Annotated in this window: 19 protein-coding genes; 10 read left to right on the top strand and 9 right to left on the bottom strand. The window is 62.0% G+C overall.

Going from position 1 to position 20987, the window contains the following annotated elements:
• Positions 1-2: 2 nt before the first annotated feature.
• The 5 genes from C8C99_RS12070 to fliF are packed head-to-tail and all read right to left on the bottom strand — an operon-like array spanning position 3 to position 5299.
• On the bottom strand, positions 3-452 hold the full coding sequence (locus C8C99_RS12070) for a flagellar export protein FliJ (RefSeq protein WP_108625876.1): 450 nt from the start codon (positions 450-452) through the stop codon (positions 3-5).
• Positions 453-473: 21 nt separating this feature from the next.
• Positions 474-1868 carry a flagellar protein export ATPase FliI gene (gene fliI, locus C8C99_RS12075; RefSeq protein ID WP_108625877.1) on the bottom strand — a complete coding sequence of 465 codons (1395 nt, stop codon included), beginning with the start codon at positions 1866-1868 and terminating at the stop codon, positions 474-476.
• Positions 1858-2592 (bottom strand): flagellar assembly protein FliH, encoded by a 735-nt coding sequence (locus C8C99_RS12080; RefSeq protein WP_108627137.1) that lies wholly within the window; start codon positions 2590-2592, stop codon positions 1858-1860. The genes fliI and C8C99_RS12080 overlap by 11 nt, the downstream gene beginning before the upstream one ends.
• A complete protein-coding gene (fliG, locus tag C8C99_RS12085) occupies positions 2579-3574 on the bottom strand; it encodes a flagellar motor switch protein FliG (RefSeq protein WP_056648278.1) in 996 nt (331 codons plus the stop codon). The genes C8C99_RS12080 and fliG overlap by 14 nt, the downstream gene beginning before the upstream one ends.
• Positions 3575-3604: 30 nt before the next feature.
• Positions 3605-5299, bottom strand: a complete 1695-nt coding sequence (gene fliF / locus C8C99_RS12090; RefSeq protein ID WP_108627138.1) for a flagellar basal-body MS-ring/collar protein FliF — start codon at positions 5297-5299, stop codon at positions 3605-3607.
• A 175-nt stretch (positions 5300-5474) separates the two neighbouring features.
• On the opposite strand from fliF, the gene fliE reads away from it, so the two are divergent.
• On the top strand, positions 5475-5786 hold the full coding sequence (gene fliE, locus C8C99_RS12095) for a flagellar hook-basal body complex protein FliE (protein WP_056648275.1): 312 nt from the start codon (positions 5475-5477) through the stop codon (positions 5784-5786).
• Positions 5787-6110: 324 nt separating this feature from the next.
• Here the strand turns inward: fliE and C8C99_RS12100 are convergent, their stop codons facing one another.
• The 4 genes from C8C99_RS12100 to C8C99_RS12115 form a co-directional block, all read right to left on the bottom strand.
• The gene (locus C8C99_RS12100) at positions 6111-6410 is read right to left on the bottom strand and encodes a flagellar protein FliT (RefSeq protein ID WP_007860919.1); all 300 of its coding nucleotides are present in this window, start codon (positions 6408-6410) and stop codon (positions 6111-6113) included.
• A 2-nt stretch (positions 6411-6412) separates the two neighbouring features.
• Complete coding sequence (fliS, locus tag C8C99_RS12105) at positions 6413-6862, bottom strand: flagellar export chaperone FliS (protein WP_108625878.1); 450 nt, start codon at positions 6860-6862, stop codon at positions 6413-6415.
• 62 nt (positions 6863-6924) lie between these two features.
• Positions 6925-8358, bottom strand: coding sequence for a flagellar filament capping protein FliD (gene fliD, locus C8C99_RS12110; RefSeq protein ID WP_108625879.1), 1434 nt, complete (start codon positions 8356-8358; stop codon positions 6925-6927).
• A gap of 217 nt (positions 8359-8575) precedes the next feature.
• A complete protein-coding gene (locus C8C99_RS12115) occupies positions 8576-10135 on the bottom strand; it encodes a flagellin (protein ID WP_108625880.1) in 1560 nt (519 codons plus the stop codon).
• Between the two features lie 324 nt (positions 10136-10459).
• Between C8C99_RS12115 and C8C99_RS12120 the strand changes: the two genes are divergently transcribed.
• From C8C99_RS12120 to C8C99_RS12160, 9 genes are all read left to right on the top strand, one after another.
• Entirely contained in the window at positions 10460-12025 is a 1566-nt protein-coding gene (locus C8C99_RS12120) for a flagellin (protein WP_108625881.1), read from the top strand.
• A 275-nt stretch (positions 12026-12300) separates the two neighbouring features.
• Complete coding sequence (gene motA / locus C8C99_RS12125; RefSeq protein ID WP_056648254.1) at positions 12301-13161, top strand: flagellar motor stator protein MotA; 861 nt, start codon at positions 12301-12303, stop codon at positions 13159-13161.
• 42 nt (positions 13162-13203) lie between these two features.
• Complete coding sequence (gene motB, locus C8C99_RS12130; protein ID WP_108625882.1) at positions 13204-14136, top strand: flagellar motor protein MotB; 933 nt, start codon at positions 13204-13206, stop codon at positions 14134-14136.
• Positions 14137-14208: 72 nt separating this feature from the next.
• On the top strand, positions 14209-14595 hold the full coding sequence (gene cheY, locus C8C99_RS12135; protein ID WP_010466076.1) for a chemotaxis response regulator CheY: 387 nt from the start codon (positions 14209-14211) through the stop codon (positions 14593-14595).
• Between the two features lie 4 nt (positions 14596-14599).
• Positions 14600-15217, top strand: coding sequence for a protein phosphatase CheZ (locus tag C8C99_RS12140; protein WP_108625883.1), 618 nt, complete (start codon positions 14600-14602; stop codon positions 15215-15217).
• 223 nt (positions 15218-15440) lie between these two features.
• Complete coding sequence (locus tag C8C99_RS12145) at positions 15441-16595, top strand: flagellar biosynthesis protein FlhB (RefSeq protein ID WP_108625884.1); 1155 nt, start codon at positions 15441-15443, stop codon at positions 16593-16595.
• The gene (gene flhA / locus C8C99_RS12150) at positions 16592-18673 is read left to right on the top strand and encodes a flagellar biosynthesis protein FlhA (protein ID WP_108625885.1); all 2082 of its coding nucleotides are present in this window, start codon (positions 16592-16594) and stop codon (positions 18671-18673) included. The genes C8C99_RS12145 and flhA overlap by 4 nt, the downstream gene beginning before the upstream one ends.
• On the top strand, positions 18670-20166 hold the full coding sequence (flhF, locus tag C8C99_RS12155; protein WP_108625886.1) for a flagellar biosynthesis protein FlhF: 1497 nt from the start codon (positions 18670-18672) through the stop codon (positions 20164-20166). The genes flhA and flhF overlap by 4 nt, the downstream gene beginning before the upstream one ends.
• The gene (locus tag C8C99_RS12160; protein WP_108625887.1) at positions 20159-20956 is read left to right on the top strand and encodes a hypothetical protein; all 798 of its coding nucleotides are present in this window, start codon (positions 20159-20161) and stop codon (positions 20954-20956) included. The genes flhF and C8C99_RS12160 overlap by 8 nt, the downstream gene beginning before the upstream one ends.
• Positions 20957-20987: the final 31 nt, after the last annotated feature.

Raw genomic sequence — 20987 nt, forward strand, 5'->3', positions numbered from 1 at the left:
ATTCAATTTTCCTGGCCTGCGGTGCGGTACTGCAGCGCGGCGCGTTCGTCGGTCTGCTTCTGGTCCCTGCGCAGTTGTTGCAGCGCGAGATCATTGCGCCGCTTGTCCACCACCTTGCGCAGACTGGCCAAACGTAGCTCTGCATCCAGCAAAGCACGCTGCGCAGCCTGCACCCGAGCTGAATGATCACCCACCACCCCGGTCTGGATGCTGGCCGCATGACCCAGCCGGTCCATGAAGTGATAGTGGTGGTACATCACTTCGGGTTGCACGGCCGTGTTGGCCTTCATGCCCCAGCGGGACTCGGTTTCACGGGCATAGTCCTGGAGCTGATCGAGTTGAGCGCGTGCCGCCTGCTCTGCAGCCAAGGTGTCCTGCAGCACTTGACGGGCCTCGTCCCGCTTGCGGGAGGCCACTTCAACGGCGACAGACAGGGCGTTGAGACTGGACATGAAGATTTACCTGTTCCGCCCTCAATGGTCCAGCACCGCCGCCATTGCGCCGACGCTGTGGTCCATGGAGGCTGCCTCGAACATGTCCTGCTGCAGAAAACCCGCCATCTGCGGCTGCAAGCGGATCGCCTCGTCCAGCGCGGGGTCCGAACCGCTCATGTAAGCCCCCACCTGCACCAGATCACGGCTCTTCTGATAGCGCGAATACACTGCACGAAACCGCCGCGCCAGATCAAAGTGCCCGCGCGACACCACGTTGTGCATGACCCGCGATGCCGATTGCTCGATGTCGATGGCCGGGAAATGCCCAGTCTCCGCCAAGGCGCGCGACAGCACAATGTGGCCGTCCAGAATGGCACGCGCTGCGTCCGCAATCGGGTCCTGCTGGTCATCGCCTTCCGACAGCACCGTATAGAACGCGGTGATGGAGCCCACCCCATGCAGACCATTGCCACTGCGTTCGACCAGCTGTGGCAGCTTGGCAAAACACGATGGCGGATACCCCTTGGTCGCAGGCGGCTCGCCGATGGCCAGAGCTATTTCCCGCTGCGCCATTGCGTAGCGAGTGAGCGAGTCCATGAGCAGCAGCACATGCTGGCCCTTGTCGCGGAAATGCTCTGCCACCGCAGTGGCATAGGCCGCCCCCTGCATGCGCAGCAGGGGCGGCGCGTCGGCGGGTGCAGCCACCACCACCGACCGCGCACGGCCTTCCTCTCCCAGGATGTCTTCCACAAACTCTTTGACTTCGCGTCCCCGCTCGCCAATGAGCCCCACCACAATCACGTCGGCCCGGGTGTAGCGGGCCATCATGCCCAGCAGCACACTCTTGCCCACGCCAGAGCCCGCAAACAACCCCAGGCGCTGACCGCGCCCCACGGTCAGCAAGGCATTGATGGCGCGCACGCCGGTATCCAGAGGCTCGCGCACCGGGTCGCGGTCCATGGCGTTGATCTGGCGCCGGCCCATGGGTTCGGACACCACATCCTGCACAGGTCCTCCGTGGTCAAGAGGAAGGCCCTGGGCATCCACCACGCGCCCCAGCAACCCGTCACCCATAGGCAAACGCAGCACACCAGCGCGCTGCACCGGTCGAGCAGGCTCTCCCAGGCGAGGCATAGGGATATAGGGCACAGCCGGCACCACGCTGGCGCCACTGGACAACCCGTGGATATCGCCCGCAGGCATCAGGAACGCGCGGTCGGCAGAGAATCCGACGACCTCAGCCAACACTGGCGCATGTCCGGGCATTTGCACCATGCATTGCGAACCCACGGGCACGCGGATACCTACCGCCTCCAGCACCAGGCCCGTCAGGCGAGTGAGCGTACCGCGCGTCTCCAGCGGCGTGCCTTCTGCAACTCGCTCGCGCGCGTCGTCCATGAAGCGGTCCCAGGCGGTGGGGGTTTCAACGGTCATCGCCATCTCCGCGGTCCCCATCGTCCCAGGGAGACTGCAACCCCAACGACGCGATCGCGCGCTGCCAGCGCTTGTCGATGCTGCCATCCACGACCGCGCCCGCCGACTCCACCAGGCAGCCGCCAGCAGGTACGGTGGCATCGGCCATCCATTGCACACCGGGCGCATTGATCTCTTCCCGCAGGGGTTCGGCCATGGCCTCCATATCCACCGGATTGAGCCGCACCGTGGCAGGACGCCCCTCGTTCACCAGCATGCCCACAGCCTCCCGTACCACAGGCAGCAAGGCATTGGGGTTGACCGACAGCTCCTGGCGTACCACCTGGCGCGCGATGTCGCACGCCAGTTCCAGCACCTGCTGCGCCATCTGCTGCTGCATGTCGATCAGGCTGGCGTCGAGGGTCTGCAGCACGCCCTGCAGGCGCTGGGCCGCCTCTTGTCCCTGCTGGGCAATGTATTCATCCATGCGGCGCTGCCACTCCAGCGCGGTCTGTGCCTGTCCCTGGGCAAAGCCCTCGGCATAGGCATCGTCGCAAGCCTGCTGGAGCAGCGCCTGCTGTGCCGCTTCGTCCAGCTCAACCGGCAGTTCTGCCACAGGCTCCGGTTCGGGCTCCGGCTCCACCAGGTCGGAGCCATCCACCGCAGCAAACTTCCACTGCTTGAAGTCGCCGACCTCCTCGCTAGGAATGAAGCGCGAATAGGACCGCTGGTTAGACGAAGGCATCATCACCACCGCCTCCGATCACGATCTGGCCTTCGTCGGACAGGCGACGCACCGTCTTGAGGATTTCCTTCTGCTGCGCCTCCACCTCGGACAGCCGCATCGGACCACGCGACTCGAGGTCCTCACGCAGCGCTTCAGCGGCGCGTGAAGACATGTTGGACAGGAATTTCTCGCGCAGTTCGGGCACCGCACCCTTGAGGGCCACGATGAGGGTTTCCGACGCCACTTCCTTGAGCACCGTCTGAATGGCCTTGTCGTCGAGTTTGAGCACGTCTTCGAACACGAACATCTTGTCCATGATCTTCTGGGCCAGGTCAGGGTCGTAGCCACGGATGGACTCGAGCACCACGGCATCCATGTTGCCGCCCAGCATGTTGATGATTTCTGCGGCCGCCTTGACGCCGCCCAGAGAGCTCTTGCGGATTTTGTCGCCACCCGCCAGGACCTTGAACAACACCTCGTTCAGGTCCTTGAGGGCCGTGGGCTGGATACCTTCGAGGGTGGCCACGCGCAGCAGGATCTCGCTGCGCTGGCGGTCCGTCAGGTGCATCAGGATGCCCGACGCCTGGTCGCTGTCCAAGTGCACCAGGATGGCGGCGACGATCTGCGGGTGCTCGTTGCGCAACAGCTCGGCCACCGACAGCGGGTCCATCCACTTGAGGCTCTCGATGCCCGAAACATCGCCACCCTGCAAGATCCGGTCAATCAGCAGCCCGGCCTTGTCGTCGCCGAGGGCACGCTTGAGCACAGCGCGCACGTAGTTGCCGGTGTCGGACACCAGCAGGCTCTGCGCCGCGGCTGCGTTGGAGAACTTGTTGATGACCTCGTCCACCTTCTCGCGCGACACCGAGCGCATGCGCGCGATGGTTTCGCCCAGCTTCTGCACCTCTTTGGGCGAGAAATGCTTGAACACCTCGGCGGCCTCTTCCTCGCCGAGGGACATCAGCATGATGGCGGCGTCGTGGAGTCCTTGGTCGTCCATGGTTGTCGTCCGTGCAATCGGTATCGGCCACTAAACGGGGTCGCCGTTCAGCCAGGTCTTGAGAATATTGGCGACCGCGACCGGGTTTTCCTTGGCCAGCGTGCGCGCGTCTTCCAGGCGCAGCTGCTCGGGGGTCGCTGGCAACACCTCGTCCTTGCGGACGGGTGCCGCCAATGCCGGACGCTCGGGGGTCTCTGCTTCCAGTGCATCCAGCTGACCGCCAGCCACCGACTTGGCGCCACCCGCCTTGGCCGGCGCCGCGCCCTTGAGTGCGGGACGCACCAGCCCCATCAGCACCAGAGCGGCAAACAGAACCGCGCCGACCGGCCAGGCAAAGGTCTTGGCCAGGTCCACCACCTCAGGCTGCTTCCACAGCGGGGTATCGGTAGCGGGCACAGCAGTGACCTGGAACGGTGTGTTCATCAGGTTCACCGAGTCGCCACGTTCACGGTTGAAGCCAATGGTCTCGCGCACCAGCGCCGTCATCTGCTCGATCTGCTCGGGCGTGAGCGCCTTGGTCACGGTCTTGCCCTTGTCTTCAGCCGACTGGTAGTTGACCACCACCGCAGCGCTCAGCCGCTTGACGGCGCCCGTGCTTCCACGGACCACCTTCACCGTCTTGTCCACTTCGTAGTTGGTGGTGGACTCGCGCTTGTTGGACTGCTCTTCGGTGCCCTGCTGCCCGCCCGCATTGGGCGCGGGGTTGGCACCGTTAATGGGCGCTGCGGAGGGAGCAGGAGGCTGGTTGGCGACAGCGCCCGGCACACCCGTGGCGGTCTTGGTCGCACTGCCACGGCTTTCCAGCACTTGCTGACTGCGCACAGCACTGGAGTCCGGTGTCTGGTTGGGGCGGAATTGCTCGGAGGTGGACTCGGTCTGGGAAAAATCCACCTCGGCCGTGACCTGGGCCTTGACGTTGTCGCGGCCGACCACAGGCTCCAGGATGTCCATGATGCGGCGCGAATACTGTTGCTCCAGCTGCTGCACATACAAGAGCTGCTGGGCATTGATTTCGGCACCGGCCGTGCTGTCGGGCGACTGAGAGAGCAGTTTGCCCGTGTCGTCCAGCACGCTCACGGCCGACGGCGCCAGCTCCGGCACACTGGAAGCCACCAGGTGCACGATACCCGCGAGCTGGGCGCGGTCCAGAATGCGCCCGGGGTGCAGACTCACCAGCACCGAGGCCGAGGGCTTTTGCTGCTCACGGAAAAACCCATTCTGGTTGGGCAAGGCCAGATGCACACGGGCGCTTTGCACCGACGACAGGGCCTGGATGGAACGGGTGAGTTCACCCTCCAACCCGCGCTGGAAGTTCAGGCGCTCCTGGAACTGCGTCATCCCGAACTTGCTGGATTCCATCAGCTCGAAACCCGCTACGGAGCCCTTGGGCAAGCCCTGAGTGGCCAACCGCAGGCGCACATCGTGCACCCGCTCCGCAGGGATCAGAATGGCGCCGCCGCCCTCCGAATACTTGTAGGGCACATTCATCTGGGACAACTGGGCCACCACGGCCCCGCCATCCTTGTCACCCAGATTGGAAAACAGCACCCGGTAGTCAGGCTGGCGCCCCATCACGACGGCCGCAACGGCTGCAGCCACCAGCAGCGCCACGCCCGCACCCAGCCGCATGCGCTGCGCCCGGTCGAGGGCGGACAGCCGCTGCAGCCAATTGGGGCTGGCCGGCGTCGGGAGCGGATTGAGAGGGACTTCAGCAACAGCAGACATCTTGCTTTCCATTAAAGCAGGCCCTGCAACAGACCTAGCGTGGGGTCGATTATTCGGTCACGCCCCCAAAATGTTCGCTGGATAAGCCGTCCGTTTGTCCATCTATTCAGCGCGATGCATGTTGGGCCGGTAGCTAGGATACGCAGCATACCGCCATTCCCCTACGGATACCGCCATGGACCTTCGCATCTCCAGCTCAACCGCCCCGCTGACGGGCGCTGGCGTCGCGCGCCGTGCCGCAGCGCCGCAAACCACGGGCAATGAAGTCGGCTTCTCCGGCGCACTCAAGGGCGCACTGCAATCTGTGAGCGCCGCGCAGAACAAATCGTCCGACATGCAAAAGGAGGTGCAAATGGAAAACCCCTCCGTGAGCCTCGAGGAGACCATGGTGGCCATCCAGAAAGCGCAAATCGGCTTTCAGGCCACTCTGCATGTACGCAACCGCATGGTGCAGGCGTACACAGACATCATGAACATGCAGGTGTGACGATGAGCGGGGCAGTGAGCCCTCGCCTCTCAACCGGCAACTGTGTGGCATCACGCTGCGCCAACACAAGAAACTATATTTTTGATAGCAACAAAGGCATATCGCACTAGCGCTTGGTACGAATTAGGCTCAAACCCCTGAGATTTGAGCGTTTGTAGACCGAAATTGCCCCCTGTGTTCAGCGCTGCGCGCCTTAAGAGCTTGCGGTTAGCACCGCCTGGCTACTAGGCCAGCACCCCACAAGCCACTCAACCCCTATAGACGCCCCCTTCGACGGTCAGGCCACTGCCTCGCAACAGCTTGTGCGTGCCGCGCAGCACGCACTCAATGCATCATCTGGGGCTGACCCTCGAACAAATGCTCAAACTGCGCGAGCCAAGGCTCGGCCAGGCAGCGGATCTGCGCATCGTTTCGCAATATGCGCTGCATGATGCGGGTCTTTTCACGGCGGTGCTCGGGCAGCAACTCGTGCTCTTGGGACTTGAAGCGCAACTGCTCGATCAGCACGGCACAAGCGCCTTCGTAACGCACCACACCATCCCAGTCCTTGAGCTTGGCGGCCTCCAGCATCTTGGCGCTGCTGTCTTCAATCGCCTTGTAATAGTCAATCAGCATGTGGGACATGGTCAGGCCTCCACCAGCACGGGCTGGCCCGAGACGGGTGCTTCGGCAGCACCTGCACCCGACTTCTTGATTTCATTCCATCCCGTTGCCACGGGCTCGATCAGGCGCATGACTTCTTGCATCATGGCATCGTCGTTGCGGGCGTTGGCCAGGATCAGACGGTGGATGCAATAGTCGTAAAGAGCGCCCAGGTTTTGGGCTAGCTCACCACCATCCACCTTGTCGAGCGCCGTGTTCAAGCCCTCCTCGATGATGCGAATAGCTTTGGAAACGGCGTTGACTTTGCACAGCACATCGCCACGCGCCATGGCGCCACGGGCCGTGGCAATGGAGTTGAGAACACCTTCATACAGCAAGCTGACCAGCTGGTGCTGGTCGATCGTGTGCATGCTGGTCTCTACGTTGATGCGCTGATAAGCGTTGGCTGCACGGGGGCTGTAGGCGCTGAACATGCTTGCATCCTTGCTATATGTTGTTTTATTTATCGACCAACGTCGGAAAAACTAAAGCAAAACTATCCAGACGACTTATTCCATGTCGTCACTTGCTGAGCAATGTAGGCATTCAGTGCATTCAGCTGACTCATCTGCTTGTCCAGTGCCGTGTAACGCGCTTTCAGGCTTGTTTCCAAGCGATCTGCTTGGTCGTTCACTCGCTGTATTTCCTGGGCATTCAACTTGAGAGACCCCTGAAGCAACTTGTCCTTGCTTGCAAAAAATCCGGTGGTGGACAGGAGACCAGCAGTCACAGCATTGATTTTTTCGGCAACACCGTCGTTGCCCCCTCCACTATCAGGCCCACGGAACATCGCTTTGACAGCATCTGGGTTCTCCAGCGCCTTGTTCAATTTGCTCGCGTTCACCTCCAGATCGCCGGTAGGGGACAAGTTGGAGAGCCCTCCGGCAGACACAACTCCGATGTCCGAAAGGCTACGAAACGGACCAGTCCCGCCAGCCAATGACTGGATGGCATTTCGCAAAGCATTCTGCAAGCCAATCGCCGTCGAATCCCCCTGCAGCAGACCGGCAGTCTTGGTGTCCTTATCGTACTTCGTGATGTTGTTCAGCGCTTGGTTAAGCGTGTTATAGGCCTTCACAAAAGCATCAATATTGCTTTTAACTGCCGTGTCATCTTTAGCCACGGTGATCTCAACAGGGGCCGTTGTTACCTTGACGGCATTGAATGTGACACCAGCCACGGTATTGACAAACTGATTGGTTGCAGAAGAAACCGCCATACCGTTGACCGTGGCTTGCGCATTGGCGCCCGCTTCAATTGCTGCACCGTTGACAAGACGCGATAGCCCTGACGCATCTGTGTTGTTGCCATCCCCGTCGGTCACAGAAAGCCGAAACCCTGCGTCCGCACCCGTTGTTTTGCTACGCAGTAGCAATCTTTCGCCAGATGCATCCGAAAGGATGGTTGCGGTAACGCCTACGTTAGCGCCATTGATCTTGCCCGCGACATCGGACAATTTGTCGTTAGGGCCGATACCAAGCTCAATAGAAGTGGCCGTACCTGCTGCAATTGTTTGGGGGGTTCCTAGCTCCAACTTCAAAGCTCCCACACCCAGAAAGCCCCCCACCGGAAGCAATGGAGCAGAGGCCATGGTCTGGGCCTTGGCGAGGCTTTGTACTTCCACACTGAATGATGTCGCAACAGTGCCACCTGTGGCGGTCGCCGAGACATAGTCCGTGTTCGACGAAGTCGTTGTTACAGCATTCCAACCGGTCACGCTATTGAGCTTGCTGACCGCAGCAGACAAATCGGAAACCATGGACTTGAGCTGCCCGAAGGTCGATATTTTTGCGCTCACGAACGAAGCCTGGTCGTTCAACCCATTTGTCTTAGTGATTGGAATTTTGACCGCATCCACGGAGGCCTTGATGAGTCCATTGACATCCACACTGCCACCAAGCCCCACGCCTATTGATGAAAAGCTAGCCATGATCCATCTCCTAAAAGCGTTGCGGGTTACAGCCAAGAATTATCGAAGACCTTTACGCCGACAGCCTGCAAAAAAACACCTGAGAACCCTGCCAATCTACCGCCTTGCGTTATTCTTTGCAAAGGCAAAAAAGCGGCGGCGAATCAATCACCGCCGCTTCGCACCCAAAACCCGTGCCCCAAAGGGCTGCGAGTTCCGGGTAGCCGATGAGCGCCTATTAACGCAGCAGAGCCAACACGCCTTGTGGCAACTGGTTGGCCTGGGCCACCATCGCCGTGCCGGCTTGTTGCAGAATTTGCGAGCGCGACAGGTTGGCAGTTTCTGCTGCGAAGTCAGCATCCAGGATACGTCCACGCGCCGCCGACGTGTTTTCCGACGTGCTTTGCAGGTTGTTCACGGTGCTCTCAAAACGCGCTTGCAAGGCGCCGTAGCTGGCGCGCTGGCCACTGATGGCCGACAGTGCGGCATCCACGATAGCCAAGGTGCGATTGGCTCCATCCACCGTACTGACGTCCATATTCTGAACAGTTTGAATCTGACTCGCCGTCGAAGTGGCGGCCAACAGGAAACCACCCGACGCACCGCCGGCTGAGTCCACTGCACTGAACGACTTCGACGAATCGAGAGTAATCTGACCGGTGGCCACGAGGTCGTCTGTACCGAACGCGCCCGCACCTGCTGCACCAGCAATACCTGCACCAGCACCGCCAGCCAACGCAGTGCCATCTGCATTGGTAACGTCAATCGTGTTGGCAGCTACCGAATCGTTGACGATCTTGACGTCGTTACCAGCGGCGTTGGTCAACACCAAGCCATCCCCAGCGTCATTGACACGCGCTGTCACGCCCGTTTTGGCAGCGGCGTCGTTAAATGCCTTGGCAGCGTCGCTCAGGCCGTCATTATTGAGTTGCGCGCCCACGGTGAACGAGATCGTCACGGCTTGGCCCGTAGCGTTATCCGACGCCACCTTGAGCGTGTAAGACGATCCAGCAGTCAAACCGCCCAGACCGATTTCCGTGCGTGCCGTAGCGCTGACGCCGGTCTTTTCAGTTTGTGCGTTGACCAGCGCCGCCACATCTTTTGCCGACGCGGCTGCAGCGTAAGTGATTTGCTGGCTGCCATAAGCGCCGTTTACGTCCAGGGTACCGCCAGTGATTGCGGAGGCGCCCACATCACCCTGAGCCACTACAGCACCGGCGGTGCTGCCCAGCGTCAGATCGCCAGCGCCACCCGTGGTGGTTGCAGCCGTGGCACCCACGCGGTAGTTGCCGTAAGCGCTGGTGCTGAAGTTGGAAGAGGTTGCAGTGATGGTCTGGTTGGCATTGGCGCCGACCTGGAAAGCTGCGCTGGTGAACGAACCATCCAGCAGCTTGCGACCGTTGAAGTCGGTGGTTTTGGCAATACGGTCCAGCTCGGAAGTGAGCTGGTTCACTTCGGCATTCAGCGCCTGGCGGTCAGAAGCCGAGTTGGTGGCGTTGGCCGACTGCACTGCCAGTTCACGAACACGTTGCAGGATGTTGCCGGAAGATGCGAGCGCGCCTTCAGCAGTTTGCGCCAAAGAGATACCGTCGTTCGCATTGCGTACAGCCTGGTTCAGACCACGGATTTGCGAGGTGAAGCGCTCCGAGATGGCCAAGCCAGCAGCGTCGTCTTTGGCGCTGTTGATGCGCAGGCCAGAAGACAAACGCTGAATGGAAGTGTTGAGCGACGCTTGGCTCATGCCCAAGTTGCGCTGGGCCGTCAAAGAAGCGACGTTGGTGTTGATGGTAGCTGCCATGGCAAATCTCCTGAAAAGAACTGACTGAATATGGCGTTGCCGCCAACCTGGTGCCAGGCAAGGCACCCGGCTATACGGTTCACAGCGCCAGCCTGGCTTCTGTAGAACGGCGGGTCAATTACGTCCCGTTGCAAATGTTTTCGGTTGCTGGCGAGAAAACTTTAGGGCGGAACGCACAAGTTACGGGGTTTTTGTGCTCTTTATCCCGCCACTGCGCTGGGCATCGGACTTTCACAATTCACCCATCGTTCCCGTCTTGTCTGCCGGACGGTGGGGCTTCTACCGGCGCAGATTTGGTTTTCAAAGCCTTTAAGGAGCATATCCATGGCAGCCACTATCAACACCAACGTCAGCTCCCTGACTGCCCAGCGCAACTTGAGCATGAGCCAAGCGTCTCTGAGCACTTCCATTCAGCGCTTGTCTTCTGGCCTGCGCATCAACAGCGCCAAAGACGACGCCGCGGGCCTCGCGATCTCGGAACGCTTCACCACCCAGATTCGCGGCATGAATCAAGCCGCCCGCAATGCCAATGACGGCATATCGCTCGCACAGGTGGCAGAAGGTGCACTGGGCGGCGCTGGCAACATTCTGCAGCGCATTCGTGAATTGTCGGTGCAATCAGCCAACGCCACCAATTCGGCTTCTGACCGCCAGGCGCTGAATGCCGAAGTGAACCAGCTCACTTCCGAATTGGACCGCATTGCCAAAACCACAGAGTTCAATGGTCGCAAGCTACTGGACGGCTCGTTCACCAGCGCGGCATTCCAGGTCGGTGCCAATGCCAACCAGACCATTACAGCCACTTCTTCGAATTTCAGCACCAACGCCTACGGCAACTACCGCATTGGAGGCACAGCGGCCACCACGACGGGTGGTGCCGGCGATTTGACGCTGGGCAGCACGCCCAACGCAGTAGTCGCACAAGGTGTCATCGGAGCGTCCGCCATTACCGGCAGCACACTGACTGTCAATGGCGCGTATGGCAGCGTCGCCATCCCCTACCCTGCCGGCGCTTCGGCCAAGGATACGGCGGCGCTGGTCAATGCACAAACCGAAAAAACCGGGGTGAGTGCCAGCGCGCGCACGGAAATTGGCCTGTCGGGCCTGACTGCCGCCACCTCCTACACCCTCAAGCTCGCCTCGGACAACGGTGATGCGCAGGCGGTCACCATTTCCTTCACCGTGGGTAGCCCGATCAACAACGATGGTTTGAGCGACGCCGCCAAGGCATTCAACGACGCGGCGGCCAAAACTGGCGTCGTTGCCCGGGTGAATGACGGCGGAACGGGCCTAGTGCTGACCAATGCAGCGGGCAATGACATCAAGATCGCCAATGACTCGCTGGCGGCCAACACCATCGATATCACGGATGCTGCGGGGGGTGCGTTGATTGGGGGCGCAGGCGCGGGGATTGCAGGAAACGGCGGCGCCGCCACCGTCCCAGGCACCGCACTGGTAGTTACCGGCCAGATCACACTCGACTCGTCAAAATCCTTCAGCGCAATCGATGCCGCTGGTGCTGCTGCAGGCGGGGGCTTTCTTGATATCGCGACCGCCGCAGGCAGCCAGATCCAGACCGTGCAAAACATGGACGTCAGCACTGTGGATGGCGCCAACCGCACGCTCGCCATCGTGGATTCAGCCATCGCAGCCATCAGCGGGCAACGCGCCAACTATGGCGCCTTGCAGGCGCGCTTCGAAACGGCCATCGCCAACCTGAACGTGTCGTCGGAGAACATGTCGGCAGCGCGTGGACGCATCCAGGACGCCGACTTTGCCGCTGAAACTGCCAACCTGTCGCGTGCCCAGATCCTGCAACAGGCCGGCACCGCAATGGTCGCCCAGGCCAATCAGATTCCCCAGGGCGTATTGGCACTTTTGAAGGGTTAAGCGCCAAGTGGACAAGCCGGCGCCTCAAACAAATGAGCAGCCATAGCCCACCCACAGAGCATAAGAGGCCAATTTGGCCTCTTTTTTTTGAACCACCTGCCCGTGCCATGCGCTAGCATGAGTGAACTGTCGAGCCCCTACAGTCATTCGGTCCTTGGCCCCGGCTACTGCAATCCGATACATTTAAGAACAATGCGCTCGCGCCCTGATGTTCCTTCTGCAGGCGCACTGTCGGCAGCGCCTCTCCATTAGCCGTATCTCATACCGCACACAGCATGTTCGTCATCATCGGTTACGTCGTCTGCCTCGGCTGCATCTTCGGTGTTTACATCATGCACGGGGGCAATATCAGCGTGATTCTCAAGGCACTGCCCTTTGAGATCGTCACCATCCTGGGTGGCGCCCTGGGTGCGTTTGTGGTGAACAACCAGCCCAAGGTGATCAAGGCCACCCTGGCGGCCCTTCCGATGGCGCTCAAGGGCTCCAAGTACACCAAGGAGCGCTATATGGAGCTGATGGCCATGCTCTATGACATCCTGCAGAAAGCCCGCAAGGAGGGGCTGATGGCGATTGAAAAGGATGTCGAAGCGCCCCACGAATCCGAGATCTTCAAGAAATACCCCACGGTGGGTAGCGACCACCATGTGATCGAGTTCACCACCGACTACCTGCGCATGATGGTGTCGGGCAACCTCAACTCCCACGAGATCGAGGCGCTGATGGACAGCGAGATCGACACCCACCACCAGGAGGCCCATGCCCCCGTCGCGGCCCTCGCGCGCCTGGCGGGCGCCCTGCCCGCCTTCGGTATCGTGGCCGCCGTGCTGGGGGTGGTGAACACCATGGGCTCGGTGGGCCAGCCGCCTTCGGTGCTGGGGGGCATGATCGGTTCGGCGCTGGTGGGCACGTTCCTGGGCATTTTGCTGGCCTACGGTGTGGTGGAACCCCTGGGCGGTCTGGTCGAGCAAAAGACCGAGGACGCCGCCAAGGAGCTGCAATGCATCAAGTCCACCCTGTTGGCCAGCATGCAGGGGTACAACCCCGCCACGGCCATTGAGTTTGGCCGCAAGGTGCTCTTCTCCAACGTTCGCCCCAGCTTCACGGAACTGGAAGGGCATGTGAAGGGCAAAAAGTAAGCCTTCGCAGCCAGCACACCCGCCTCGCCACGCCCCAGCACCATGGCAGAAAAGAAACTCCAGCCCATCATCATCAAGCGCATCAAGAAAGGCGGCCATGCGGTGCATGGCGGTGCCTGGAAGATCGCGTACGCCGACTTCGTGACGGCCATGATGGCGTTCTTCCTGCTGATGTGGCTGCTGGGGTCCACAGCCAAGGGCGAGCTGCAGGGCATTGCCGCCTATTTTTCGTCACCGCTCAAGGTGGCGATGACGGGCGGGGATGGTGCCGGCAACAGCTCCAGCGTGATTCCGGGTGGTGGCAACGATCTGGCCAAGGTGCATGGTCAGGTGCGCCGCTCCGACGTGGAAGAGGCCAAGCAGCGCCGCATGAGCATCGATGCAGCGCGGGCAGAACGCGCCAGGCAGGACCAGGAACGCATCAAGGCCCTGGAGGCCAAGATCGATGCACTGATCACTGAAAACCCGCGCCTGAACGAGTACAAATCGCAGATTCGCATCGACATCACGCCCGACGGCCTGCAGATCCAGATCATCGACGACCAGAACCGCCCCATGTTCGACAGCGGCAGTGCGTTGGTAAAACCCTACATGCGGGACATCCTGCGTGAAATCGGCGCCGCCCTGGGGGGCGTCGAAAACCGCATCAGCCTCGCTGGCCACACCGACGCCGTGCCCTATGGCAACAGCGAAAAGGGTTACAGCAACTGGGAGCTCTCGGCAGACCGCGCCAACGCCTCGCGGCGGGAGCTGGTGTCTGCCGGCATGCCAGACGCTAAACTGGGCCGCGTGGTGGGCTTGGCCGCCAGTGATCTGCTGGATCCCAAGAACCCACGCTCTCCCTCCAACCGGCGCATCACCATCACGGTGTTGACCCGCGAGGCCGAAGAACGGCTCATGGGCAAAGGGATCCCCGAAATCACGTCTACAGAACTGTTGACGGAAAAGCGGGAAAATCCCCCCCCAAGCAGGTAACGGTTACGACTTGTCACCAAACCTGCCGCCTATGACAATGCTTACAGTAAATCTCGACTGAAAGGGTCCCAAGTGACCACAGCCCTTCGTTTTTTGATCGTTGACGACTTCTCCACCATGCGACGCATCGTTCGCAATCTGCTCAAAGAGAGCGGGTTTGCTGACGCCGATGAAGCCGAAGACGGCGTCGCTGCACTCAACAAGCTGCGCAACAGCAAGTTTGACTTTGTGGTGACCGACATCAACATGCCCAACATGAACGGCTTCCAGCTGCTGGCCGAGATCAAGAAGGACGACAAGCTCAAACACCTGCCCGTCCTGATGGTGACTGCCGAAGCCCGCAAGGAAGATATCGTTGCCGCCGCGCAGGGCGGCGCAGCGGGTTACATCGTCAAACCCTTCACCAAGGCGACTCTGGAAGAGAAGGTGACCTTGATTCTGAAGAAGATGGGGCTATGACACCATGGACGACACACCGGACAACAGCCAGCCTGCCGATGTTCACCACAAAATCGGCCTGCTGACGCGCCAGCTTCACGATTCCCTCAACGAACTGGGTTATGCCGACAAGCTGCGCGGCTCAATGGGCGAGTTGCCGGACGCCCAGAGCCGACTGTCCTACATCGCGCGCTTGACCGGGGAAGCCGCCGAAAAGGTGCTCAACCGCGTCGAACAGGCCAAGGCCCAGCACGACTACATCGCGACGGAAACGCGGCGGGTTGTCACCTCCCTGGTGGCCGACCCGGTGGCTGCCGTGGCCAAGGGCGAGATCTTCAACTTCCTGACCGACGTGGAGCGCGTGACCAAAGAGGCAGACACGCACCTCACGGAAATCATGATGGCGCAGGATTTTCACGACCTCACCGGCCAGGTGATTGCGCGCGTGGTGAATCTGGCGGCCACCATCGAAGAGCAGCTGGTGCAATTGCTCATCCAGACGGCCCCTCCCAACGCCCAGGTCGCCACCGAACCCGCTCGCGCTGCGCATCTGCAAGGCCCCGTCGTGGACCCGGAGAACACCCCCGACGTGGTCACCGACCAGTCCCAGGTGGACGATTTGCTGGCCAGCTTGGGCTTCTGACCCTGAAATTTCGGCATTTTTGGCTTCAAGTGCTAGTGCAGCATGCGCGGAGCGCTATCATTTTTGAAGTACCAGGGTGAGGGTATAAGGTGCAGCCCAGGTGAAGCCCCTCCACTGAAAGCACCCCGGGCACTACCGAAAAGAGGGGGCTGCAGCCCCCTTATCAGCCTTTAGATTTCCAGGTCGCTCACGACAATGGCATGACACCAGCCGTCATGCCACCATGGAATCCAGCCAAGAAAAAAGCCTCCCCGCGTCAGAGCGCAAGCTGCAAAAAGCGCGCGAAGACGGCCAAGGGGCGCGCTCGCGCGACCTGTCGCACCTGGCCATCCTGGGTGCGGGCGCCGCGTGCATGCTGCTGCTGGCCCCCCAACTGATGGACCGCCTGCAGTGGGCCATGAGCCAGCAGTTGGCGTTCAATGCCGCCACCGTGATGGCACCGGGCACCATGCTCTCCCGGCTGCAGGACATGGTCATCGTGGGCGTGATCGCCAGCACGGTGTTTGCCGCGCTGACCAGTGCCGCGGCGCTGATCAGCGCCATCGGGGCCGGTGGCTGGATCCTCAGCGCCAAGCCCATCACGCCGCAGTTCAGCCGCCTCAACCCGATCTCCGGGCTGGCCAACCTGTTTTCCAAGCAGCAGATGGCCAACGTGGCCAAGATGGTGCTGATGACAGCCATCCTGACCTATGTGGCCTGGAAGTTCCTGGGCAACAGCATCGAAACCGTCGCCATGCTGGTGCTGCAGCCCTCACCCATGGCCATTCGCCAGATTGCCGACTGGCTGACCTCGGGCATGAGCCTGTTGCTGCTCGTCGTGTTCCTGGCGGCGCTGGTGGACGTGCCCTTGCAGGCGTACTTCTTCAAGGAGCGACTGAAGATGTCGCACGAGGAAGTCAAGCAGGAGCACAAGGAGTCGGACGGCAACCCCCACACCAAGGGCCGCATCCGCCAGAAGCAGCGCGAGATCGCCGATCGCGCCAGCGTGGGCGCCGTGCCCAAGGCCGATTTTGTGGTGATGAACCCCACCCACTATGCGGTGGCCCTCAAGTACGACGAGAAGACCATGAGCGCGCCCCAGGTCATCTCGCGCGGCACCGACCTCATCGCCATGAAGATCCGTGACGTGGCCAAGGAGCACAACGTGCCCGTGCTGCAGTCACCCATGCTGGCCCGCGCACTGTATGCCCATGCCGAACTGGACCAGGCCATCCCCGCCACGCTCTACACCGCCGTGGCCCAGGTGCTCGCCTATGTGTACCGCCTGAAGGCCGCGCTGCGTGGCGAAGGCCGCATGCCCGACAGCCTGGTGGAGCCTTTCGTGCCGCCTGAACTCGATCCGCTGAACCGCACCACGGTGCAAGGTGCTGCCGTATGAACACCTCCGTAAAGTCTTTGCAGCAATGGGCGGGCACCAACGCCAGCGCCCTGCAGGGCCTGTCGGCACCGCTGCTGGTGGTGGCGATTCTGGCGTTGATGGTGCTGCCCATCCCGCCCTGGCTGCTGGATGCCTTCTTCACGCTCAATATTGCCGTCGCGCTGATGGTGATGATGGTGGCGGCGTACATGCTGCGTCCGCTGGACTTCGCGGCCTTCCCTTCGGTGCTGCTGCTGACCACGCTGATGCGCCTGTCGCTGAACGTGGCCTCTACGCGTGTGGTGCTGCTCGAAGGCCACCAGGGCCCGGGTGCAGCGGGTGCAGTGATCGAGGCTTTCGGCCACTTCCTGATCGGCGGCAACTTCGCCGTTGGTCTGATCGTGTTTGCGATCCTCGTGGTGATCAACTTCGTGGTGATCACCAAGGGCGCGGAGCGCATTGCCGAAGTGTCGGCCCGCTTCACCCTGGACGCCATGCCCGGCAAGCAGATGGCGGTGGACGCCGACCTGAACGCCGGCCTGATCGACGAAAAAGAAGCCAAGCGTCGTCGCGCAGAAGTGGCAGAAGAAGCCAACTTCTTCGGCTCCATGGACGGCGCCTCCAAGTTCGTGCGCGGCGACGCCGTCGCGGGCATCCTGATCCTGCTCATCAACATCATTGGCGGCTTTGCCATTGGTGTGTTGCAGCACGACCTGTCGGCCAAGCAAGCCGCAGACAGCTACATCCTGCTGGCCATTGGCGATGCGCTGGTGGCGCAGATTCCGGGCCTGCTGATCTCGGTGGCGGCTGCCATGGTGATCTCGCGCGTGGGCAAGGACCATGACATGGGCCGCCAGATCGTGCAGCAGCTGTTCATGTCGCCCCGCGTGCTGGGTGTCACGGCCGGCATCCTGATCCTGCTGGGCCTGATCCCCGGCATGCCGCATGTCGTGTTCCTGACCATGGGCGGCCTGCTGGGCTACGGCGCCTGGGTGCTGTACGAACGGCAGAAGGTGCCGCCCGTGGTCGAAGCTCCACCCCCACCCGTCACCGATGGCGAGGCCACGTGGGACGACCTGCAGCCCGTGGACCTGCTGGGCCTGGAGCTGGGCTACCGCCTCATCAGCCTGGTGGACAAGAGCCGCCAGGGCGATCTGCTCACCCGCATCAAGGGCGTGCGCCGCAAGTTTGCGCAAGAAGTGGGCTTCCTTCCCCCTGCCGTGCACGTGCGCGACAACCTCGAACTCAAGCCCAGCGGTTACCGCATCACGCTGCGTGGCGTGGTGGTGGGCGAAGGCGAGGCCTTCCCGGGCATGTTCCTGGCCATCAACCCCGGCGGCATCACCACACCACTGATCGGCACGGCCACCACCGACCCCGCCTTTGGTCTGCCAGCACACTGGATCGACGACCGGCAAAAGGAAGCCGCACAAATGGCGGGTTTTACCGTCGTTGATTCCGAAACCGTGATGGCCACCCATTTGTCACACTTGATGCAAGTGCAAGCCGCCAAGCTCCTCAGCCGCACCGAAACGCAGCAGCTGGTGGAACACGTGGCCAAGCTGGCCCCCAAGCTCATCGAAGAAGTGGTTCCAAAAATGGTCTCCATCGCAACGTTCCAGAAAGTCCTCCAGCTGCTGCTGGAAGAGTCTGTGCACATCCGCGATATCCGCACCATCATCGAAACGCTGGCCGAGCATGCCGGTGGCGTCTCGGACCCCGTCGAGCTTGCCCGCCGCGTGCGCATCGCGCTCTCGCCCGCCATCGTGCAACAGATCTACGGCCCCACCCGCGAGCTCAACGTCATTGCCATCGAGCCCGGCCTGGAGCGCCTGCTGGTGCAAGCCCTGGGCAACACCGCCGGGCCCGCGCTGGACCCGGGCGTGGCCGACATCCTCACACAGAAGGCCGCCGAAGTGGCCCTCAAGCAGGAAGAGATGGGCCTGCCCGCCTGCCTGCTGGTTCCCGACCAGATCCGCAATGCCATCTCCCGCCTGGTGCGCCGCGTAGCGCCCCGCCTGCAGGTGCTGGCACACAGTGAAATTCCAGAGACCCACACCATCCGTATTGGGCCGATCCTTAAAGGTGCATCAGCATGAACATCAAACGCTTTACCGCCCCCACCTCCCGGGAGGCTCTGGCCAAGGCGCGCATGGCCTTTGGCGACGGCACGCTGATCCTGTCCAACCGCCCCACGGCCAACGGCGTCGAAGTGGTGGCCACGGCCGAGGACACACTGTCTGCCCTGGACGGTGGTGCGCCCATGGCCTCTTCCAACGCGCCCCTGCTGGCGCCCAGCACCGGGCGCAGCGCCCTACAACGCGCCAGCCAGCCGGCAGCGGCGTCGGGCCTGGGCCGCAACCCGGTCGAGGAAGACACCGAACAGCTGGCCATGAGCACGCTGTCGTTCCAGGACTATGTGCGCGAACGCATGCTGCGCCGCCGCCACGAGGCACTGAACGGCCCGTCGGAGCCCCAGACACTGTCTGAACGCAGCCGCGACCAGGAGCCCGAACGCGAGCGCATGCCCGCGCCTTCCGTGGCACGCCACAACCCGCTGCGCACCATCCCGATGGACATCCCGCCCGAGCCGCCGCGCCGTCGGCAAGAGGCCCCCAGCGCCCACCTGATCCAGTCGAACAACCAGCAGAGCGTGATGAACGAACTGCATGCGATGAAGGAACTGATCGAGGACCGATTCAACACGCTGGCCTGGCTGGGTCAAGCGCGCCAGAACCCGATCCAGTCCAACCTGATGCTCAAGATGATCCGTGCCGGGTACTCCCCGTCGCTGGCCCGTGCCGTGCTCGAACGCATGCCGGAAGACTTGTCGGCCGGCGAATCGGTGCGCTGGCTGATGGAGGTGCTGGAGCGCAACCTCAAGACCGACCAGACCGATCCACCCCTCTACGAACAGGGTGGCATCTTCGCCATGGTCGGCTCCACCGGTGTGGGCAAGACCACCACCACCGCCAAGCTGGCAGCGATGTGCGCACGCATCCACGGCCCTGGTAGCGTGGGCCTGATCACACTCGACACCTACCGCGTGGGCGCCCACGACCAGTTGCGCACCTATGGCCGCATGCTGGGCATCGTGGCCCACCTGGCGCACGACCGCGCAGCCTTGCAAGACCTGCTGGGCCTGCTCAGCGGCAAGAAGATGGTACTGATCGACACCACCGGTGTGGCACCCCGCGACCCGCGCAAGCGCGACATGCTGGACGTGCTGGACCTGCCCAACGTGAACCGTCTGCTGGTGCTCAATGCGGGCTGCCATGGCGACACGCTGGACGACGTGCTAACCGCCTTCAAGACCGACGGATCGCAGCAAGCCATCCTGTCCAAGGTGGACGAAGCCGTGAAGCTGGGCCCCGCCATCGATGCACTGATCCGCCACCAGATGGTGCTGCGCGGCGTGACCAACGGCCAGCGCGTACCCGAGGACTGGGAACGTGCTAACGCGCACCAGCTCATCAGCGCGTCCATGCGTGCGCCGGCCAAGTCGGCGTTCGATCCCAAGGCCACGGACCTGAACTTCTTTTTCTCGCACTCTCCCGACACGGTGACGGAGGGGGGGCTGGTCGATGCTTGATCTGGGTTTTCACCAGGCCGCCAGCCTGCACAGCCTCACTCCGCAGGCGGAGCTTCGGTTGCTGGCGGTCGCCAGCCAGGGCAACACGGCGAATGGACTGGAAACGCTGTGGCAGATCTGTGCGAGCCTGCAGCGGCTGGGCTATCCGGTGGTGGTGCTTGACGGAACGGCGCAGGAATCCGACGACAGCCCCGGGCTGCTGCACCTGCTGCAACATGCCACATGGAATGACGGTGCCAGCCTCAACCTGGGCGCCACGGCCTCTTCGCTCGCCGTGATTCCGGCGGCCAAGGGGCTGCAGCATCTGAGCCGCAAGGCAAGCGGCGACACACGCTCGCCCATGGAGAGCCTGCTGCCCTACTTCAGAACCTATGGCCTGATGGTGATTCACGCCCCCGCCTCCACCCTGGGGCCTTTGCTCACCCACACGGCCACGGTGCCACTGGTGGTCATGGGCAGTGGGGCAGCGGGCGTGATGACCAGCTACAAGAGCCTCAAGCAGATTGCCCTGCACACCGGGTTGCCGTGCATGGTGGCGGCTTTGTTGCACAGCAACACGGCCGCCGAACGCCGCAAGGCCCAGTCCCAGTTGATGACGCTGCAGGCCTGTGCCGAGCGCCATCTGGGCGGCCCCATACGGACCACCACCATTGCCACGCAGAACCCCCAGGAGCTGCAGCGCCTAGCCTTGCAACTGCTGGAAAATGCGGGCACTATGAACGGAGCGCTGGCTGCCCTGCCCACCAGCAACCTGGCAGGCATGCCTGCGCATTTTGTGCGGAGCCATTGACCAGCGCCTGTGATGCATCTCTACGTACCCA

It is taken from the genome of Acidovorax sp. 107 (genome assembly GCF_003058055.1).
Lineage (GTDB): Bacteria > Pseudomonadota > Gammaproteobacteria > Burkholderiales > Burkholderiaceae_C > Acidovorax.